Origin of the sequence: Pseudomonas sp. PDM24 (assembly GCF_019218905.1) — a bacterium.
In the GTDB taxonomy this organism is placed as follows: Bacteria; Pseudomonadota; Gammaproteobacteria; order Pseudomonadales; family Pseudomonadaceae; genus Aquipseudomonas.
Genome location: NZ_JAHUWR010000004.1, coordinates 471,034 through 487,914, shown reverse-complemented (window position 1 = coordinate 487,914; position 16,881 = coordinate 471,034). Strand labels below are relative to the sequence as shown.

Here is a 16,881-nt window from a genome sequence, read left to right as displayed (position 1 = left end):
ACTTCCACCTCAACAACTTACATTTACCCCCCGTTTCCTCACGCCATCCCCCCAAACATTAAAGCGACTGATAGACTCCGCTCTGTCCATCTGCCGCTACGAGCCGAAATCATGCTCCACGTGTTGTTCAGCGTTTACCTGAAGATGCTGGTGCTCTACAGCCCGTTCTTCGTGTTGTCCTGCTTCATCAGCCTGACCCGCGGTTATTCGCGCAAGGAGCAGCGTCGCCTGGCCTGGAAAGTGGCGATTGCCACTCTGGTCTCCAGCGTGTTGCTGTACCTGTTCGGACGAGTGATTTTCGATGTATTCGGGATTACGGTGGATGCGTTTCGCATCGGCGCCGGCAGTGTGTTGTTCATCTCGGCGCTGGGCATGGCCCAGGGCAAGTCGGCGGTGCAGACCGACAACGTGCAACAGGACGTGACCATCGTCCCACTGACCATCCCGCTGACGGTCGGTCCTGGCACCATCGGCGCCCTGCTGGTGATGGGCGTGAGCCAGCCGCACTGGGACGACAAGCTCACCGCCATCATGAGCATCGCTCTGGCCAGTTTCACCGTCGGCGTGGTGCTTTATCTGTCCAGTCGAATAGAACGGATTCTGGGCGATCAGGGTTTGCAGATTGTCAGCCGACTGATGGGGTTGTTCGTTTGTGCGCTGGCGGCACAGATTATTTTTACCGGAGTGAAGGGCTATCTGGTTCCCTGAACCGACAGGCAAAAAGGCAGCAGGCTGTATCAACCTGCAGCCTTTTTTCGGCCAGGACGTAATCGCAGACAACTGCCGGTGATTAAACCACCAGACTCGTTTCCAACTCAGCAATCGACACGCTCAGCAGCTCTTTGAGCGTGGCACTGTCATGCGTACCCTGCCGAGCAACCAGTCTCTGCACCAATGTTGAAACGGTATAAGGTCGATGCCCTTCGAACCCGAGCAAGACTTCGCCTCGCAAGTTGACATCCGTCGCATACACCTCACGAAAGATCACATTGTGCCCGCTGTCCGGATCAATGATCACCAAGTGTTCCTGGACGATGCTCAGCAACAACTTTTCAGGGGCATCCAGCTCCCAGATCAACTTGCCGGGAATCGGCGCCGCGCTGCCCAGCGAATGCCGGCAGTCGAGGATGACTGATTCGAGCCTCAGCCAGGCCGCCTTTGACAGTCGGTAACTCACCGCTCCTTGCCCCATGCGCAGGATCAGGGTCGTGACATCGTCCGGTATCAGCGGCAGGACATCGCCGATCTTCATCTGGCCTTCAATGACCAATACCTCAGCATCGCGCTGGACATAACTGAGTGGTCCCGCATGCCCCATGCCCGGGTAAGTCAGCAGTAATCCGTCCTTGTCTTCATGAAGCAACACGTTGGTTTGTTGTTGCGTTCCCAGCAGCTCAAAGGACTCCGGAATCGCAGCCTTTGCCACCCGAATCACACGCTCGGTCCCGGCGACGAACCACATCAGGCTACCGGGTTCCTCCACCGACAGCAGCGCAGTATGAGGCTGGCTGTCCACCAGTTGTTTGAGGCCCTCGTGCATTCGGCCATCCTGAGCAATGACCCACTCACGAGTGACACCGGTAATCCATGCCGGTTCTTGATCACGCAGCTCGACCATCACGCCGTCGAACGTTGTGCCACGCAGTCCCGCCACTTCTACCGTCAGCTCGACAAACTGCCAGGGCGCCCACTCACGCTGCGCGGCGGGTAACGCGTCCGCCAAGAGCAATCGCGCCCCCTGACCGAATGCAGGCTCCAGTTTCTGCGGATCGATAAATGCCTGACGATAGACCTCGCCGCTCGAGACATCGAACAACCAGGCCGCCTCGCTATCCGGGGTTACGCTCAGTAAGCGCACCTCCTTTCCATGTCCGAGATCAGCCAGCAGCAACCGATTACCTACGTACCAGGCGCACAAACTCGCGTCGCCACTGGAGTTGGTCAAGCCGACAAGGGCAAAACGCTCGGCTGCGTGTTGCCGGGCAAGCGGTTCCAATGCGGACCACCAATGCACACGATCCTTGAGCCACGGTTCACTCAAGCCTCCCAACTCAAGGTCTCCCTGGCCAGTCACGTTGAAGAACAGACCATCTGACGTCAGCGCCACGTACCCACCTTCAACAGCCACGACATTCTCCAGCTTCTCGGGCTGCACCCACGTGTGGGACCACTGTCCTTTGCCCCCCACCACGGTGCGCGACTTGCGGCATAGAAGCTGTTCCTGCCTGTCGTAGATGACAAATACATCGCCCTCGTCCATCGGTGTGAGCAGCGTCAGATCAGTCATGTTGCTGATTGAGTCGGCCCATCCGCGGCCATGATGAAGTCTTGAGGAGGGACGAATGATCAAGTGGTCACTGTCACGAACCCAGGCCATGTCCCGTGTGTTCGCTTCGAACTTCCAGCAAACCGAAACAAAGGGGGCCGGCTGCCAGTCGACGGTGACAAAGGTGCTTTCGCCAGTGACTGGCGTAAAGGGGTAATAGCTGCCCAGTACCTGCGACCAGTCAGTCAGTGTGTCGCTGGCACTGAAGACCGATTCCAGCGTCCGATCCATGTCGCGGGTGACCGAGCTCAGCAACAATTGCCCATCATGGATCATGTAGGCCAGTACATCGCTGGCCTGATCCTCGCGAGCGACTTCCTGTATGACGTGAATCACCCCCCGGGCATCTGCCTCGATGTGCTTGATGGTGGCTTCCGTATTTTTAAGCAGCAACCGATAACGATGAGTGAGCAGCCCGGTGACCGCCTCGACTTGCCAGACCTCGTAATTCTGCGGTTCGTAGAAATAGGCGTAGCCACCAGCCACCACTCCCAGCAGTGCTTCATCAGCGGCCGGTACCTCTTCGTTACGGATGTACAGGAAGCGCTCCTCCTTCGCGTCATACCAAGCGGTGGTATATCGGGGTTCGTCCGGCTTCTCGAAGGGAATCAGATAGTGATGAACCGGCGTATACGGCATCACCAGACGATGCTCTTGAGCCAATACTTTGAAATGCTCCTGCAGCGTCTGCCGATCCATGCCTGGTGGCACATCCTGCTCGACAAGGGTGAGGGTCTGTTTGCCGCGCTCAACCTGGAACACTTGGTTGTCCGTGATCCGGATCAGGATTTCGTGACGACCTTTTCCTGCGAATTCCACCTGAACGTCACCGATAAACAATGCCCCGAAACGCTCCAGCCGGATATCGCGCTCACTGGCCCAAGAGGCCTCCAGCACCCAACTCGATAGCTGCAGGCTCGGCGACTCGAGTGTCAGATTCGCTCCAGGATTGAGCACCAATGCACAGTGCTTGCCGGCGCCTTGAATCTGATAAGTGACTTTCCCGTGCCAGATCGGGGGAAGAACAGGCACGACCAGCGAGCGCTCGACGGCATCGAGCAGCACATTGATCACAGTTGGCCGATAGACCGGGAACAGGCGATAAAGGATGTACTCACTGGGAAATGAATAGAAGGAAAACAGAAACAGCCGCCCCCCATCCGCTTTCTTTTTCTCCAGACGCCGAGCCGTGTCGAACCCGGTGTCATGGCGCAGCGTAGCGAAAGGCAGCGCCTTGTACTCGTAGCCATAACAGGTTTGCGGTGTGCAAGGCAGCACGATGGCCTGTCCGGCGGGCGGAGTGAAGGTTATACGACCGGGCAGGCCCAGTTCTTGACGAATATCGATCGCCCGCTCGTAATCGTCATCAAAGGTCGGCACCCCGAAATGATCGCGTAACGGGTAAAGCCTGGGGCTGTCGAGCAGCAATTTGCCGGCGTTCAGATCCAGCGTCTGAACAATCAACGACGAGCGCGGTATCCACGCGGCCAAAGCGCTGTCGAATCGATAGGCTTGGCGATAAGCCTTTTCAACTTCATCGAAAAACAGCCCGACCTGTTTGGCTTCTTCGGCGATGGCGGCAAAACCCTGAGCCAGTGCCGTCAGCCCCACTGCCAACCCGGCCAGCATCACAGCGGCCCCACCCAGAAACGCCCCGGCTGTTGTGACGCCGGCGGCATAAGCGCCTGCCGACAACACCAGACTGGCCGAGTCGAAAGCCAGTTGCGTCCCAAACTGCGCCCGCTCGACATCGTTTTTCGCGGTCGTCAACTGGTAGATGTCGAACCCGACATTCGCCAGCTGCAGCAATCCTCCACTCGCTTCGCCCACACTCGGCCCCACAGCGGCTTTGACCACCGGAGCGACAGTACGGGCAATCAGTTTCTCTTCCACCAGTGCCTGTCGAACCAGGCCTACCAGACCCGCCACATCGACCACATTGCCATGCACCAACTGCGCGTAATTGACATAGGCATGCAACCGGACAGCCAGGGTCAGGGACCGATCGGGTCCTTCCTGTTCCCTCAACGCGTTCATCAGCGCTTGTATGGCGAAGCCGGCGTTCAGAGTATGGACACTACCAACGTCGGTAGGATCGACAGGATCGCCCGGAACGGATGATTGATTGGCCAAAGCTGCAAAACGTTCCGAGAGGTAATTTTTTATGCGCAAGAGTCTCGGGTCATCAGTGAAGACTCGTACCACGTGCTCAGGGTTTGCAGGGTCGACCAGGCTCATCCGGTACATCCCGTCGGGCATGATCTCCAGGGTTTCGAACAACGGTACAAGGTGGGGTGCCAGCTGATTCTGCTGCTGAAGGCGGGTCGTCACTTGCGCGATCTGTTGCCCCCACCCATGACTGTCCAGCGCCAATAGACAACTGCCCAGACGAGCGTTACTCATCAATGATTGTCCGCGGGCACTGGCCAGACGCTGCCTGACAGGGCGTTGCGACTGTCCCGCCAACGTGCCGGGTTGCAGCAGTTCCGAGACTGGAGTTGAGCCAGACAATGCCACTCTCGACACCCGAGAGCCTTCCAGTTCGATCAGATCGAAGGTCGGACGCGCCGCATCGCCATAGGCCGCGTAATGCCTGGCCATCTTCTGCCGGAGGAAGAACTGTTCCAGCGCCTGTCTGAACTGGGTCGGATGTTCAAACTCGAATACGCCAAAATTCGGATCATAGAAGTGATAAGTGCTGCGTTCACCCTCAATGGTTTTGGCCACCAGCATGGCGTGATTATCGGAGTTGAGCATCAGCGTACTGGTGGCTGTTCTGGCTTGCAGAATGTCCACAACCTGACTCAGATCCGAACGCCCCAGCACGCTGCCCACCTCGCTGATCTGCACATCCCGCAACGCCTCCAGGCTGTGCAGAAAGATCGCTGAATCACTCCCTTGCGGCTCGATAACCCCAAGGTAGAATCGCTCGCGCAGAATGTTGGCCGCGGCCTTCCCCTCCGACAAGGCTGCCGCCATCACCAGGGCCAGTGGATAACAACGCCCACCCACCCAGTCACCGGCGCCCTGAAGCAGTAAATCCTGCGGTACGAGCTTGATGGTGCCCGCTTCAAAACCGTCCAGAACAACACCGAGCCGCTCGACAATCTGGTCACGGTATTCGAGTTTCGCCACCTGCTGGATTCGGGCGACCTGCTTGCCCCACTGGCGCAGCGTCAAAGGTTGTTCAAGCGCGTTTTTCTTCAGCCCCAGGGCGGTTTCGGAAAGCGCTGGCGGATGATCGAGAGGGCTGACAAGCCCGGCCAGAAACCCGGGAGCCTGGCGTTGATACAGCGCGTGTTCGATCGTCGCGTAGCGGCCCGCCGCGCCTAGTTCGCTGAAGCTGTTGGCCAGGTTATCCAGCTGCGGACGAACCGTGTCGAAGCTGCGATTATCCAATGCCTGCGCACCGGTCAAGGCACCAAGCAGCAGACACTGCAAGGGGCTCAACTGAGCGACTTCGAGGCTACCCTTGGCGAGTCGGCTCAAGAGTTCATCGATAGGCAACTGTTGTGTCTGCGGATCGCTCAATGATGCAGGCGGCAGCGCATCGGGGCTTTGAGCGAGGATCGATTGGCGGTCATCGAAGCTCAGGGGTACAGCCTTATCGAAGGTCACCGCACCGTTATGGCTACGATTCATCGTCCGCATGAACGGCTCGCCCAGCTCATCGGCCAGATGCTGCAACACATCGGTGGACAGCACATGGCGGCCCTCGATTACCGGCCAGCCTTCCTCAAAGTCGATGGTCCGGTATTTGAGCAACTGGGCCAGATCGCCCGCGTAACGGGCTTTGAACTGTCCCTCTTGCCAGCGTTTTTTCTCGCTGTTCAGCCATTGTTCGGTGTCCTTTGCGTTCTCTTTCCAGGAATGATCGAGTTCTTCCTCGGTTGCGCGGTTGACGGTGTCGACAGAGATGGCAGCATCTGCCTGCCAGACTTCAGCTGTCCGGGGGGTGAAGTTCTCCCTTTCGTACTCCGACATGGCTGCGCGCATGGCCGCTGGCCCGGTCAGATGGATCGTCCCCTCACTCCGGGGGCGGATGCCATCGCTGTAGTAGCTGGCGGCAGCCCGAACCAGTAAAGACAGCTCTTGTGGAGCACCGAAAACTTCCGTCGCGACCTGCTGCGCAATACCGAACATGGCTTCGGCGATCAGGGCAACATTTTGCTCATCAGCCAGGCGCGTGGTGGTATCCACGATTTCATAATTGAGCCTGATACGCTCGAGCACGGCTTTGAGCATCGCTGACCCAGGGTGCGCCATCAGGAAAGCATTGCTTAAGCTACGTTCTTCGGCAACGGCTCGCAGGCCGTCCGGCTGAGCCAGACGTTCCACCGGAGGGTGAAAAACACGACCCAGCTTGGGTTGGCTGTCGGCGAAACGCCCGAGCGCCTCACGATGCTCCAGAGGGATCTGTTCGAAGTGGTTGGTGTATCGGCTGCGCAGCGCCTGGCGGCCGGGCATCCAATCCGGATTGTGGTCGAGCAACAACTGCAGTACACCCAAGCGTGCGCCAGGACTAAAGGCACCGATGTCCACCTCGCCCAGTTTTTCCAACAACGGCGGCAGGTTATCGACATCAGCGTAGCTACCGCCGTCGGCGAACAAAGCTTCAAAGCGCACAACATCGGAAGCCGCCGCAAAATTGCCACGCAGGCTGATCTCGCGCTCGTAGATATCCTGCAAATGCAGCGGTGCCTCACCGATGGCAAGATCGCGCAGTGCCAGACCTCCCTCGGTCAATGCCGAGAGACTAAGCTGGTTATCGCTCCTAAGGGCGCTCAGGCGCGCCTCATCCTGGCCATAGGCTCGAACCAGTAAGTCGACTCTGGCGTCATCGGCGCTGCCACCATTCTCCATCGCTTGCATAATGTGCGCGTACATCTGCTGCTTCAGAACAATGGCGCGTTCTTCATAGCGATCGCCCAGCTCAAACTCATCGCTACTGGTTTGCCCGCCATTGAGCATGGCATCGGCCTTGGCGGCTTCGACAATGATCCGGTTGGTTTCATAGGCCAGCAGCGCGTCGCTGTCATACCAGAGATAAAGGTGATAGCCCTCTGCAGCCATCACCCGCTTCCAAATGTTGATGTAGTCGCGCTGAATCGCCCCGACGCCCCCCCCAAGCCAGACGAAATGCAGATTCTTCGGCACTTCGGTGGCAGGTGTCTTCAGTTGCTCAAGGCTGTTGTGCAGACGCGTTTCAAACCCCTCTACTTTGTTGTAGATATCCGCCAAATCAGCAGCCCCAGCGGCATCAGAACTCATAGACGATTGCGACTCTGCCGCGCGGCGGTGCCGGCTACCGTGCTCCAATGCCCCCAACGCTTGCTTGAGCAGACCTAACGGCTCCAACAGTTGTGGAGAATCCAGCAAACCGATACAACCGAAATAATATCGGAACACCGCATCATATTGATCGGTGCCCTTGTGCGATGCTAACGCCTGTTCAAGGTCCACCACTTTTAACAAATCCACAAAATTGACGTAGCCATCCGCCAACGAGAACTTAGAGTCACTCATAAACAACACTTCCATTTATCGTATATAAAAAGCCGAGACCGACTCTAGATAATGATGATTCCACAAGGGCACTCAGGCACCCGGGCATTTAACCTGTTATAAATAAAGCGAAGAAAGCGCCGTCGCTCCAAGACGGGCATCAAGCATCAATACATTTAGAGGTATATCGCCGAAGCGTCACACAACTTCTTTAAAATCGACCAACACCAATAAAGCACACGTTAAAACTAACCCGGCACGCAATACTGCTCAACCAACAAGGAATTCAATTAATTACAAAACAAACATTACATCCAACGTTACAGACTTATGCACTTTTACTCGTTTAGTCATGACTCACAAGCCAAAATACTGGAAAGCCCTTTATAGGCCGGACCTCAGAACAAGCGCCTGAAATAATGATTCGTCACACCCTGAAAAATCCGGGAATCAAAGTAGAACGTCCTACAAAGCAGAATAAAAATTCTTCGTGGCAGGTAACAAAATCCCACTCAAACAACCGAACAGGCTTACACGCACAAATGCCGAAACAATCGAGAGAAGTAACCGGACTGAGGTGATGAAGGCGGCCCGGGCGGGCCGCCAGATTTCAGCAGAGGGGTTTGTTGCCATACCAGCGCGGCGTGTACACCCAGTCACCGCCTTCGGCGCGGGGGAACACGCAAGTGGTGGACGAGCCGATCAGCACCATGGTGCGCATGTCCACTTGCTCCGGCGTGAGCGCGCCGAGTGTAGTGGTCCGCAGCGTCTGGCCGGGGCGACCGATATCACGTCCCAGCACCACTGGCGTTTCAGGGGTACGGTGCTGCGCGACGATCTCCAGCGCACGGCCCAGCTGCCATGGCCGCGAGCGGGAGATCGGATTGTAGAAGGCCAGCGCCAGATCGGCTTCGGCGGCCAGGTCCAGACGCTTTTCGATGATCGACCACGGCTTGAGGTTGTCCGACAGGGACATCACGCAGAAGTCATGCCCCAACGGCGCACCGGCCTGAGCGGCCGTCGCCAGCGAAGCGGAAACCCCCGGCAGGATCTCCAGATCGACGCTGTGCCAGGCCGGGTCAGTCGACTCGTGCAAGGCTTCCAGCACGGCGGCGGCCATGGCGAACACGCCGGGATCACCGGATGAGACCACGATCACCGACCGCCCCTGGGCCGCCAGTTCGAAGGCGTGACGGGCACGCTGCATCTCTTCGCGGTTGTCGGTGCAGTGCAGCACTTGATCCGGGCGAAACGGCCCGGCCATGCGCACATAGGTTTCGTAGCCGAGCACGTCAGTGGCCCTGGCCAGTTCGGCCTTCACCGCAGGCACCATCAGTTCGGCAGCGCCCGGGCCGAGGCCGATCACCGCCAGTCGACCGCGTGGCTGGCCGACCTGCGCAACGTTCAGCGGCTGTTCGGCGATTGCCAGCGCCAGGTTCGCGTCGATCGGGATAATCGTCGCGCCGGGAATAGCCTCGCGAGCCAACTCGCTGGCATCGCTGGCAGCCGACGCAAAACGCAGCGGCACACCCAACTCAAGCGCCGCTTCGCGCAACGTCGGGCTGGCCATTTCCGTGGCTGGCGCCAACAAGCACGCCAGCGATTGCCCGGCGACTTGCGTCTGACGCAGCGCCGCGCGAATCGCCTGGGGCAAGTCCGCCACGCTGGCGCTGACCGCCAACAACACACTGCGCGGGTAAATCAACAGTTCAGTGGCTACCGGCGTTCGTTCCGCGCTGCCGACATGGATCGACAAATGAGCCTCGGGATCCTGCGGTAACTGTGCTTGCGCCAACCAGGGCGCAGCGCCTTCGATGCGCACGTGTTCGCCAGCCAGCAAGTCCGAGACGAAGCGCTTGCCCAACTCCAGATCGCCCAAGGCATAGCCGGCGGGTGGATTGAGCAGGCAGGTGCCAAAACGCAACTCTCCGCTGGTGGTGATCGCGGCAGCGACGTCGAGGCCAGCGGCAATCTCGCGCGCCATGACATTCACCCCACCGAGGCCGCCGAGCAGCGGCACCACGGCGCTGCCGTCTTCGGCCACGGCCAGCACCGGTGGCTCAGCACCTTTTTCCAGCAGCAACGGCGCCAGGGTGCGGATCACAATCCCGGCGGCGCACAGCGCGATGATCGGCGTGTCCTGTTGATAAAGCTCGCGCAGGGTCGCGCCGAACTCGTGATAAACATGGTCCGCGCCATCGACCCGTTCGGCCAATCCATGGATCAATGCGCCCGGATACACCTGCTGAATTTTGCGTGCGGTGGCGAGGCTACCATTGCCGAGAACGACAATCGCCGGAGCGGAATGAGTCATCAGCCTTGCCACCTTTCACCGGGAACGATGATCAGCGAGAAATACGGCGAGGACATCGGCTCGACCTGATCCAGCGGCACGATCTTCTGATTGGCCATGGTCGCGCGCTCGACGTACAGCGCACGCTCTGCCAGACCGAGTTCTTCCAAGACCTGACGGACCTTGGGAAAGTTGCGCCCCAGTTTCATGATCACTGCGGCATCGGCATCGGCCAGTCGCCGCTTGAGGTCTTCGTGGGGCAACACCCCCGACAATACCGACAGGCTCTGATTGCGATACACCAGCGGCGCACCAAGTACCGACGCACCGCCGAGCATCGAGCAGACCCCCGGCACGACTTCGGCTTCATAACGTTCGGCCAGACGATCGTGCAGGTACATGTAGGAGCCGTAGAAGAACGGATCGCCTTCGCAGATCACCGCCACGTCACGGCCAGCGTCCAGGTGCGCAGCGAGTTGTTCGCCAGCCGCATCGTAGAAATCGCTGATCACTTGTTCGTACGACAACGGCGCCGGCAGCGCTTCGGTGGTCACCGGATAAACCAGCGGCAGCAGGGTTTGCGCGTCCTGCAGGTGCGCTTCGATGATGCCGAAGGCGTTGCCCTTTTTGCCCTTGGCGACGAAGTACGCCACCACCGGCGATTCGCGCAGCAGGCGCAAGGCTTTGACGGTAATCAGTTCCGGATCACCGGGGCCGACGCCCAGGCCAATCAAACGTCCAGGTTGCTGCATCATTCGATCTCCGTGGCGAGGGCGTTGACGGCGGCGGCGGCCATGGCACTACCGCCCAGCCGGCCTTGCATGATGACGAAAGGCACGCCACGGCTGTCCGCCGCGAGCATCGCCTTGGATTCGGCGGCGCCGACGAAACCCACCGGGAAGCCGAGGATCAGCGCCGGTTTCGGCGCGCCGGCGTCGAGCATTTCCAACAGATAAAACAGCGCGGTCGGCGCATTGCCGATCACCACCACGCTGCCTTCCAGGTGCGGGCGCCACAGTTCCAGCGCGGCGGCGGAACGGGTGTTGCCCAACTCACGGGCAAGCTCCGGAACGCTGTCGTCGCGCAGGGTGCAGATCACTTGGTTATTGGCAGGCAAACGCGCGCGGGTCACGCCTTCGCTGACCATCCGCGCGTCGCACAGAATCGGCGCGCCGGCCGCCAGCGCATCACGCCCGGCCTTACCCGCACCTTCGGAAAATTGCAGACCGTCAATGGCCTCGACCATGCCGCAGGCGTGGATCACCCGCACCGCGAGTTTCTCCAGATCGGCCGGGATGCGCTCGAGGTTGGCCTCGGCGCGAATGATCGCGAAGGAGTTGCGATAGATCTCCTGACCGTCGCGGATGTAATCAAGCATCAAGGGAACTCCGTGGGTGGGCGTCGAGCAAGGCGCCGACCGCTTCAATAGTAAGATTGCGTGCATGCAGGGCGCCGAAACCCGACTGCCCCGCATCGCGAAAATAGAGGTCGTAGCGACCGGGTGCGACGGCCAGTAACGTGACCGGCACCCCATGGGCGGCGGCGCAGGAACGCTGGCAGCCAGACAGATGCACCGTTTGATCGTGGCGTTGCAACAGCGCAGCCAATTGCAAGGCGTCGCTCTTGGTATCGGCCAGGCCTTTGCCGCAGCCAGCGGAGCCGGTGCAGGCGATCAACCGTGACAAGGGCTGATCGGGTTCACACAGCAGGCCCAGTTGCTCCAGGCGCCGAATGACTTCGGGCGCCCGTTCTTTTCCAACAGTGGGTAGCAACAGACTTTGCCATGGGGTGAAACGCAGGCTCCCGTCACCGAACTCGTGCGCCAGTTGCGCCGCGCCTCTGAGCATGACGGGATCGAGCCGCCCCAAAGGAGGTACGGCACCGATATAGACATATTCGGTTCCAGCCTGCGGATGAACGCCGATGTGCAGAGCATCCGGGCTCGATGTACGCCGCCAATCGGTGATCGGGTTCAAAGGCACACGCTCGGCCAGGCGAGCGAGAAAATCCGCGGCCGGGATTTTGGCCAGCACATGACGCATCCGTGTTTGATCGGGCCGCGCTAGGTCGAGAAATAACTCCAGCACCGCAACGACCAACCCGTGTCCTTGCTCAAGTGACACTGAACCTGCGGGCGTGTCCGTGGGGCAACCCGCCAGACCGAATGCCAGCAACCGTTCGCCGTCTCGCTCAGCAGCAGACAACCACAGATCATGGGGGTGTTCGAGCATCGCCAACGCCTCGCCGCCGTCGAGTTGCACGGCAAACTTGGCGCTGAGCTCATGGAAACGTTCGTGGCTTTGCAAGGTGTCGAGAATCTGTTCAGCCAGCGGGCGCGTGTCGAACAGCCTATGCCGATCAATCCCGGCGGCCGGGCTGAGCATCAGGTTGCGCACATCGTCGCCAGCGGCGGTTCGCGGGCCCAATCCGGCGGCGAGCAGGCTGTCGATCAGTGCCGTCTGCTCGCTGCCGATCCCGCGAATCTGCAGATTGGCGCGGTTGGTCGCCTCGATCACGCCCCCGGCAAACCGTTCGGCCGCACGGGCCACCGCTTCAGCCTGGGCAGTGCTGATCGAGCCGCCGTTCAATTTGATCCGACAGATGCCGCCATCCAGTGCCTGGACGATACGCAGCAACCCCGGGCAGGCCGAGGGGCGTAAAGCGGTGGACATCGGGCGTTCGTTCAAAGGAGGTGACCGGCTGGCAGTGCTGTGGTGGGCGAAAGGTCGCCATTATGCCTGCTTTGCCCGAGCGCATGAAAATGCCTGCCGGTCGGAATCCGCCATGGCTACACATTAAGCAGCCTGGCGCTGTTCAGAGTTCGTATTCTTCAAGCTTGAAAGGGATCTCGCGAAGGGCCTGCTCAACGCTCGCTCGATGGGCATCCATCGCCCGGCGCTTGATCACCAGTTTTCTGGCGCGAATATCCAGTTGCGACATCGGCTGATGGATCTGCCAAAACAGATAGGTGGTATTGAGGACCATCTTGATAAACCGGATGTGACTGAGCACCACGACCAACTCGCCGCTGGCGTTATAACTGATCGGCAAAATATGCGAGCTGAACGTCTTGCCACTCAGGGCGGTAAACTTTTCCAGGATCGCCGCATCGTTTTCCAGCGCTGCAAGTCCTGCTTCAACTTGTGCCAGTTGGGAACGCGCGAGCAACGGCGCCGCCAACTTTCGCCATGCCTCCTGCACGCTACCGGAAAATTCGCGCTGGACCAGAACCACGGGCTGTTCCTCAAGGCTCCAGCCAAATGACCAGAGAATGCCGGCAAAGTGATTGAACCACTCACCTGGCTGGGTACTGCTGTTGTAAAGTTTGTCCGCCTTGATCTGCGCGAGTAGAACGCAATTCTTTACAAAATGGTTGTCGGCTGCAGTCTGGCCCCCGATGCCTGTGAACAACATATTATTCACGGCGATTGCATTACTGCGGATGTTATCTGTGTTTGAATTGATATCCATATCTCTTCCTGCCAACTTGGCAATCATTAAAAAATAAAATGCTTCGTCGTTAAATCAGAACTTTCATTAAGCCCGACTTAAGCTGACCCCAAACTAGCAAAAACACGCATTAAGCAAACCGCTTTTGCACAACATTAAGTTTCCGCTATCGGTTAAACATTCTCCGACAACCGACCCGCGTCAGATACCGGCAGCCGCGTTATCATGCCGCCCTTGAAGATCAACCCTGGATTAAGGAACGGCATGACACCCTGGCTAACGGTTGTGGGAATCGGTGAAGACGGCTTCAAGGGCCTGGGCAAGAACGCCCGGCGCGCCCTGATGGCCGCCTCGCGGATCATCGGCGGCCAGCGCCAACTGGACTTGCTGCCGGTGTGCATTCGCGGCGAACGCCAGTTGTGGCCCAGTCCGTTTACCCTTGAGCCGTTACTGGCGCTGCGTGGCGAGCCGGTTTGTGTACTGGCCAGCGGCGACCCGATGTTCTTTGGCGTCGGCGCCAGCCTGGCGCGGCACCTGCCCGGCGCGGAAATGCTGATCCTGCCCGCTCCGTCTTCCGTGTCACTGGCGGCCGCTCGCCTGGGCTGGCCGTTGCAGGATGTGGTGACACTGTCGGTGGTCGCGCGCCCCGTCGCCGCACTCAACGCCCATGTGTCCAGTGGTGTGCGCTTGCTGGTGTTGAGCAACGACGGTCAGACTCCGGCGGCCATCGCGGCATTGCTGCGCGAGCGCGGTTTCGGGCCGAGTCGCCTCACTGTGCTGGAACATCTGGGCGGCGATGCCGAACGACGCATCGAGGGCGTCGCCAACGACTGGAACGACCCGCTGATTGCCGATCTGAACCTGATCGCCATCGAATGCATCGCCGAACCGAACACGCCACGCCTGTCCCGACTCGCCGGGTTGCCAGACTCTGCCTTCAAGCATGACGGCCAACTGACCAAACGCGATGTGCGCGCCATTACCCTCGCGCGCCTGGCCCCGGTTCCCGGCGAACTGCTGTGGGACGTCGGCGCTGGCAGCGGTTCGATCGGCATCGAATGGATGCGCGCTCATCCGAGTTGCCGGGCACTGGCCATCGAAGCGGATGAGGGACGACAGTTGTTGATCGAACACAACCGCGATGCCTTGGGCGTCCCCGGCCTGCATTTGATTCGCGGCAGCGCGCCCCAAGCCCTGGATGGGCTGGAACGCCCGGACGCCATTTTCATCGGTGGCGGCGTCACCCGCGAAGGCGTGCTCGATACTTGCTGGGCGCAACTCAAACCCGGCGGTCGACTGGTGGCCAACGCCGTCACCCTGCAAAGCGAAGTGACCCTGATGGCCTGGCGCGAACGGCATGGCGGTGAACTGACCCGCATTCATGTCGCTCAGGCGCAACCGTTGGGTGAGTTCGACACCTGGCGTCAGGCGCTACCGATTACCTTGCTAGACGTGACGAAACCCCTTGATGCGTGACGAAACCGCCGAACAACCCGCCCCGCTGCGCAGCGGCCTGACCACCGGCAGCTGCGCCACCGCCACCAGCCTCGCGGCGGCACGCCTGCTGCTCAGTGGCGTGGAAGCGGACGCCGTCGAGATCATTCTGCCCAAAGGCAAACGGGTGCAAATGCGCCTGGAATTCTGTCGGTTGATGAACGACGGCGCCGAAGCCGGAACGATCAAGGACGCCGGTGACGACCCGGACGTGACCCACGGCGCCCTGCTCTTTTCCCAGGTGCGCCTGCACAGTGAGCCGGGCATTCGCTTCAGCGCCGGTCGTGGGGTGGGCACCGTCACACGGCCCGGGCTGGTGCTGAACGTCGGCGAACCGGCGATCAACCCGGTGCCGCGCAAGATGATCAGTGAGCACCTGACGCAGCTGGCCGAAGAACTGGATTATCAGGGCGGCTTCGAGGTTACGGTGAACGTCGAGGACGGCGAAGCCCTGGCACTGAAAACCATGAACCCGCGACTGGGAATTCTCGGCGGCCTGTCGATCCTCGGCACCAGCGGCATCGTCCGGCCATTCTCCTGCGCGGCCTACATCGCCTCTATCCACCAAGGCATCGACGTCGCCAAAACCAACGGTTTCCTGCATATCGCCGCGTGCACCGGCAACGCCAGCGAAGACACCATGCGCCGGGTCTACGACTTGCCGGAAATCGCCCTGATCGAAATGGGTGACTTCGTTGGCGCGGTGCTCAAGCACTTGCGCAAAGTGCCTGTGGATAAACTCAGCCTGTGCGGCGGGTTCGGCAAGATCAGCAAACTGGCGGCCGGGCACATGGATTTGCACAGTCGGCATTCCAGCATCGACCTGCCGCAACTGGCCGAATGGGCAGCAGCGGTCGGCGCCGATGAGACGTTGCAACAGGCGATTCGCCAAGCCAATACCAGTCAGCAGGCGTTGGCCATGGCCAGCGCTGCCGGGATCGCGCTCGGCGACGCGGTGTGCCAGCACGCGTTGGACTTTGCCCGCAGCGTGGTGCCGGCGCAGGTTCAGGTCGAAGTATTCGCCATCGATCGCCAGGGCGGGATTGTCGGCCATGCAGGAGTTTTTCAATGAAGCGCGTGTTGTTGCTCGGCGGCGTCACGGAGGCCATGACCATCGCCCGGACGCTGGGCCCGGAACACATCTATAGCCTGGCCGGTGTCGGTCGCGTGCCGACGGATCTGAACTGCCAGATTCGGGTTGGCGGCTATGGCGGCGCTGAAGGTCTGGCGCAGTTCATTCGCGATGAAGGCATCGACCTGCTGCTGGATGCGACCCATCCCTACGCAGCGCAAATCAGCCAGAACGCCGCGACCGCCGCGCAATTGAGCGGCATTGCGTGCTGGGCTTTGCGGCGTCCGGCCTGGCAACCACAAGCCGGAGATGACTGGCGCGAAGTCAGCGACTGGGCCGAACTGATCGAAGCACTGAAACCCTTCCGCCGACCGCTGTTTACCCTTGGTCGCGAGCCATTGCAGCACCTACACGAAATCCCGCCGGAGCAATTCTGGACGTTGCGTGCGTTGGACGCTTATCCCGGGAATGAGCGCTGCGAGGTGATTGGCGCGCGTGGGCCGTTTCTGATCGAGGATGAACGCGAGCTGTTCGAGCGTCGGCAGATCGACGTGCTGATCAGCAAGAACAGCGGCAGCACCGCCACCGAGCCGAAGCTGGAAGTGGCGCGGGAACGTGGAGTGCCGGTGCTGGTGTTGAAGCGACCGGTGTTGCCGGGGGTTGAGCGGGAGTTTTGGGCGGTGGATGAGGTATTAGCGGCCCTTGCACAAAACCTGTAGCAGCTGGCGAAGCCTGCGTTCG

General features: G+C 60.0%; 10 protein-coding genes. 4 read left to right on the top strand and 6 right to left on the bottom strand.

Annotation, left to right across the window (positions count from 1 at the left end):
- Window positions 1–111 precede the first annotated feature (111 nt).
- On the top strand, window positions 112–708 hold the full coding sequence (locus KW837_RS16690; RefSeq protein ID WP_123500872.1) for a MarC family protein: 597 nt from the start codon (window positions 112–114) through the stop codon (window positions 706–708).
- A gap of 82 nt (window positions 709–790) precedes the next feature.
- Here the strand turns inward: KW837_RS16690 and KW837_RS16685 are convergent, their stop codons facing one another.
- From KW837_RS16685 to KW837_RS16660, 6 genes are all read right to left on the bottom strand, one after another.
- Window positions 791–7,852, bottom strand: a complete 7,062-nt coding sequence (locus KW837_RS16685; protein WP_218397296.1) for a TcdA/TcdB pore-forming domain-containing protein — start codon at window positions 7,850–7,852, stop codon at window positions 791–793.
- Between the two features lie 589 nt (window positions 7,853–8,441).
- Entirely contained in the window at window positions 8,442–10,145 is a 1,704-nt protein-coding gene (cobJ, locus tag KW837_RS16680; protein ID WP_218397294.1) for a precorrin-3B C(17)-methyltransferase, read from the bottom strand.
- Window positions 10,145–10,876: a precorrin-2 C(20)-methyltransferase gene (locus tag KW837_RS16675; RefSeq protein WP_030128260.1), complete on the bottom strand. Its 732-nt coding sequence runs from the start codon at window positions 10,874–10,876 to the stop codon at window positions 10,145–10,147. The genes cobJ and KW837_RS16675 overlap by 1 nt, the downstream gene beginning before the upstream one ends.
- Window positions 10,876–11,502, bottom strand: a complete 627-nt coding sequence (locus KW837_RS16670; RefSeq protein WP_218397292.1) for a precorrin-8X methylmutase — start codon at window positions 11,500–11,502, stop codon at window positions 10,876–10,878. Before KW837_RS16670 ends, KW837_RS16675 begins: the two co-directional genes overlap by 1 nt.
- The gene (gene cobG, locus KW837_RS16665) at window positions 11,495–12,796 is read right to left on the bottom strand and encodes a precorrin-3B synthase (RefSeq protein ID WP_218397290.1); all 1,302 of its coding nucleotides are present in this window, start codon (window positions 12,794–12,796) and stop codon (window positions 11,495–11,497) included. The genes KW837_RS16670 and cobG overlap by 8 nt, the downstream gene beginning before the upstream one ends.
- Before the next feature lie 142 nt (window positions 12,797–12,938).
- Window positions 12,939–13,595 carry a hypothetical protein gene (locus KW837_RS16660; RefSeq protein WP_218397288.1) on the bottom strand — a complete coding sequence of 219 codons (657 nt, stop codon included), beginning with the start codon at window positions 13,593–13,595 and terminating at the stop codon, window positions 12,939–12,941.
- Window positions 13,596–13,838: 243 nt separating this feature from the next.
- On the opposite strand from KW837_RS16660, the gene cbiE reads away from it, so the two are divergent.
- Genes cbiE through KW837_RS16645 form a run of 3 tightly spaced genes read left to right on the top strand, consistent with a single transcriptional unit; the run spans window position 13,839 to window position 16,859 of the window.
- Complete coding sequence (gene cbiE, locus KW837_RS16655; protein ID WP_218397286.1) at window positions 13,839–15,050, top strand: precorrin-6y C5,15-methyltransferase (decarboxylating) subunit CbiE; 1,212 nt, start codon at window positions 13,839–13,841, stop codon at window positions 15,048–15,050.
- The gene (locus KW837_RS16650) at window positions 15,043–16,140 is read left to right on the top strand and encodes a cobalt-precorrin-5B (C(1))-methyltransferase (RefSeq protein WP_218397284.1); all 1,098 of its coding nucleotides are present in this window, start codon (window positions 15,043–15,045) and stop codon (window positions 16,138–16,140) included. Before cbiE ends, KW837_RS16650 begins: the two co-directional genes overlap by 8 nt.
- A complete protein-coding gene (locus KW837_RS16645) occupies window positions 16,137–16,859 on the top strand; it encodes a cobalt-precorrin-6A reductase (protein WP_218397282.1) in 723 nt (240 codons plus the stop codon). Before KW837_RS16650 ends, KW837_RS16645 begins: the two co-directional genes overlap by 4 nt.
- Window positions 16,860–16,881 lie beyond the last annotated feature (22 nt).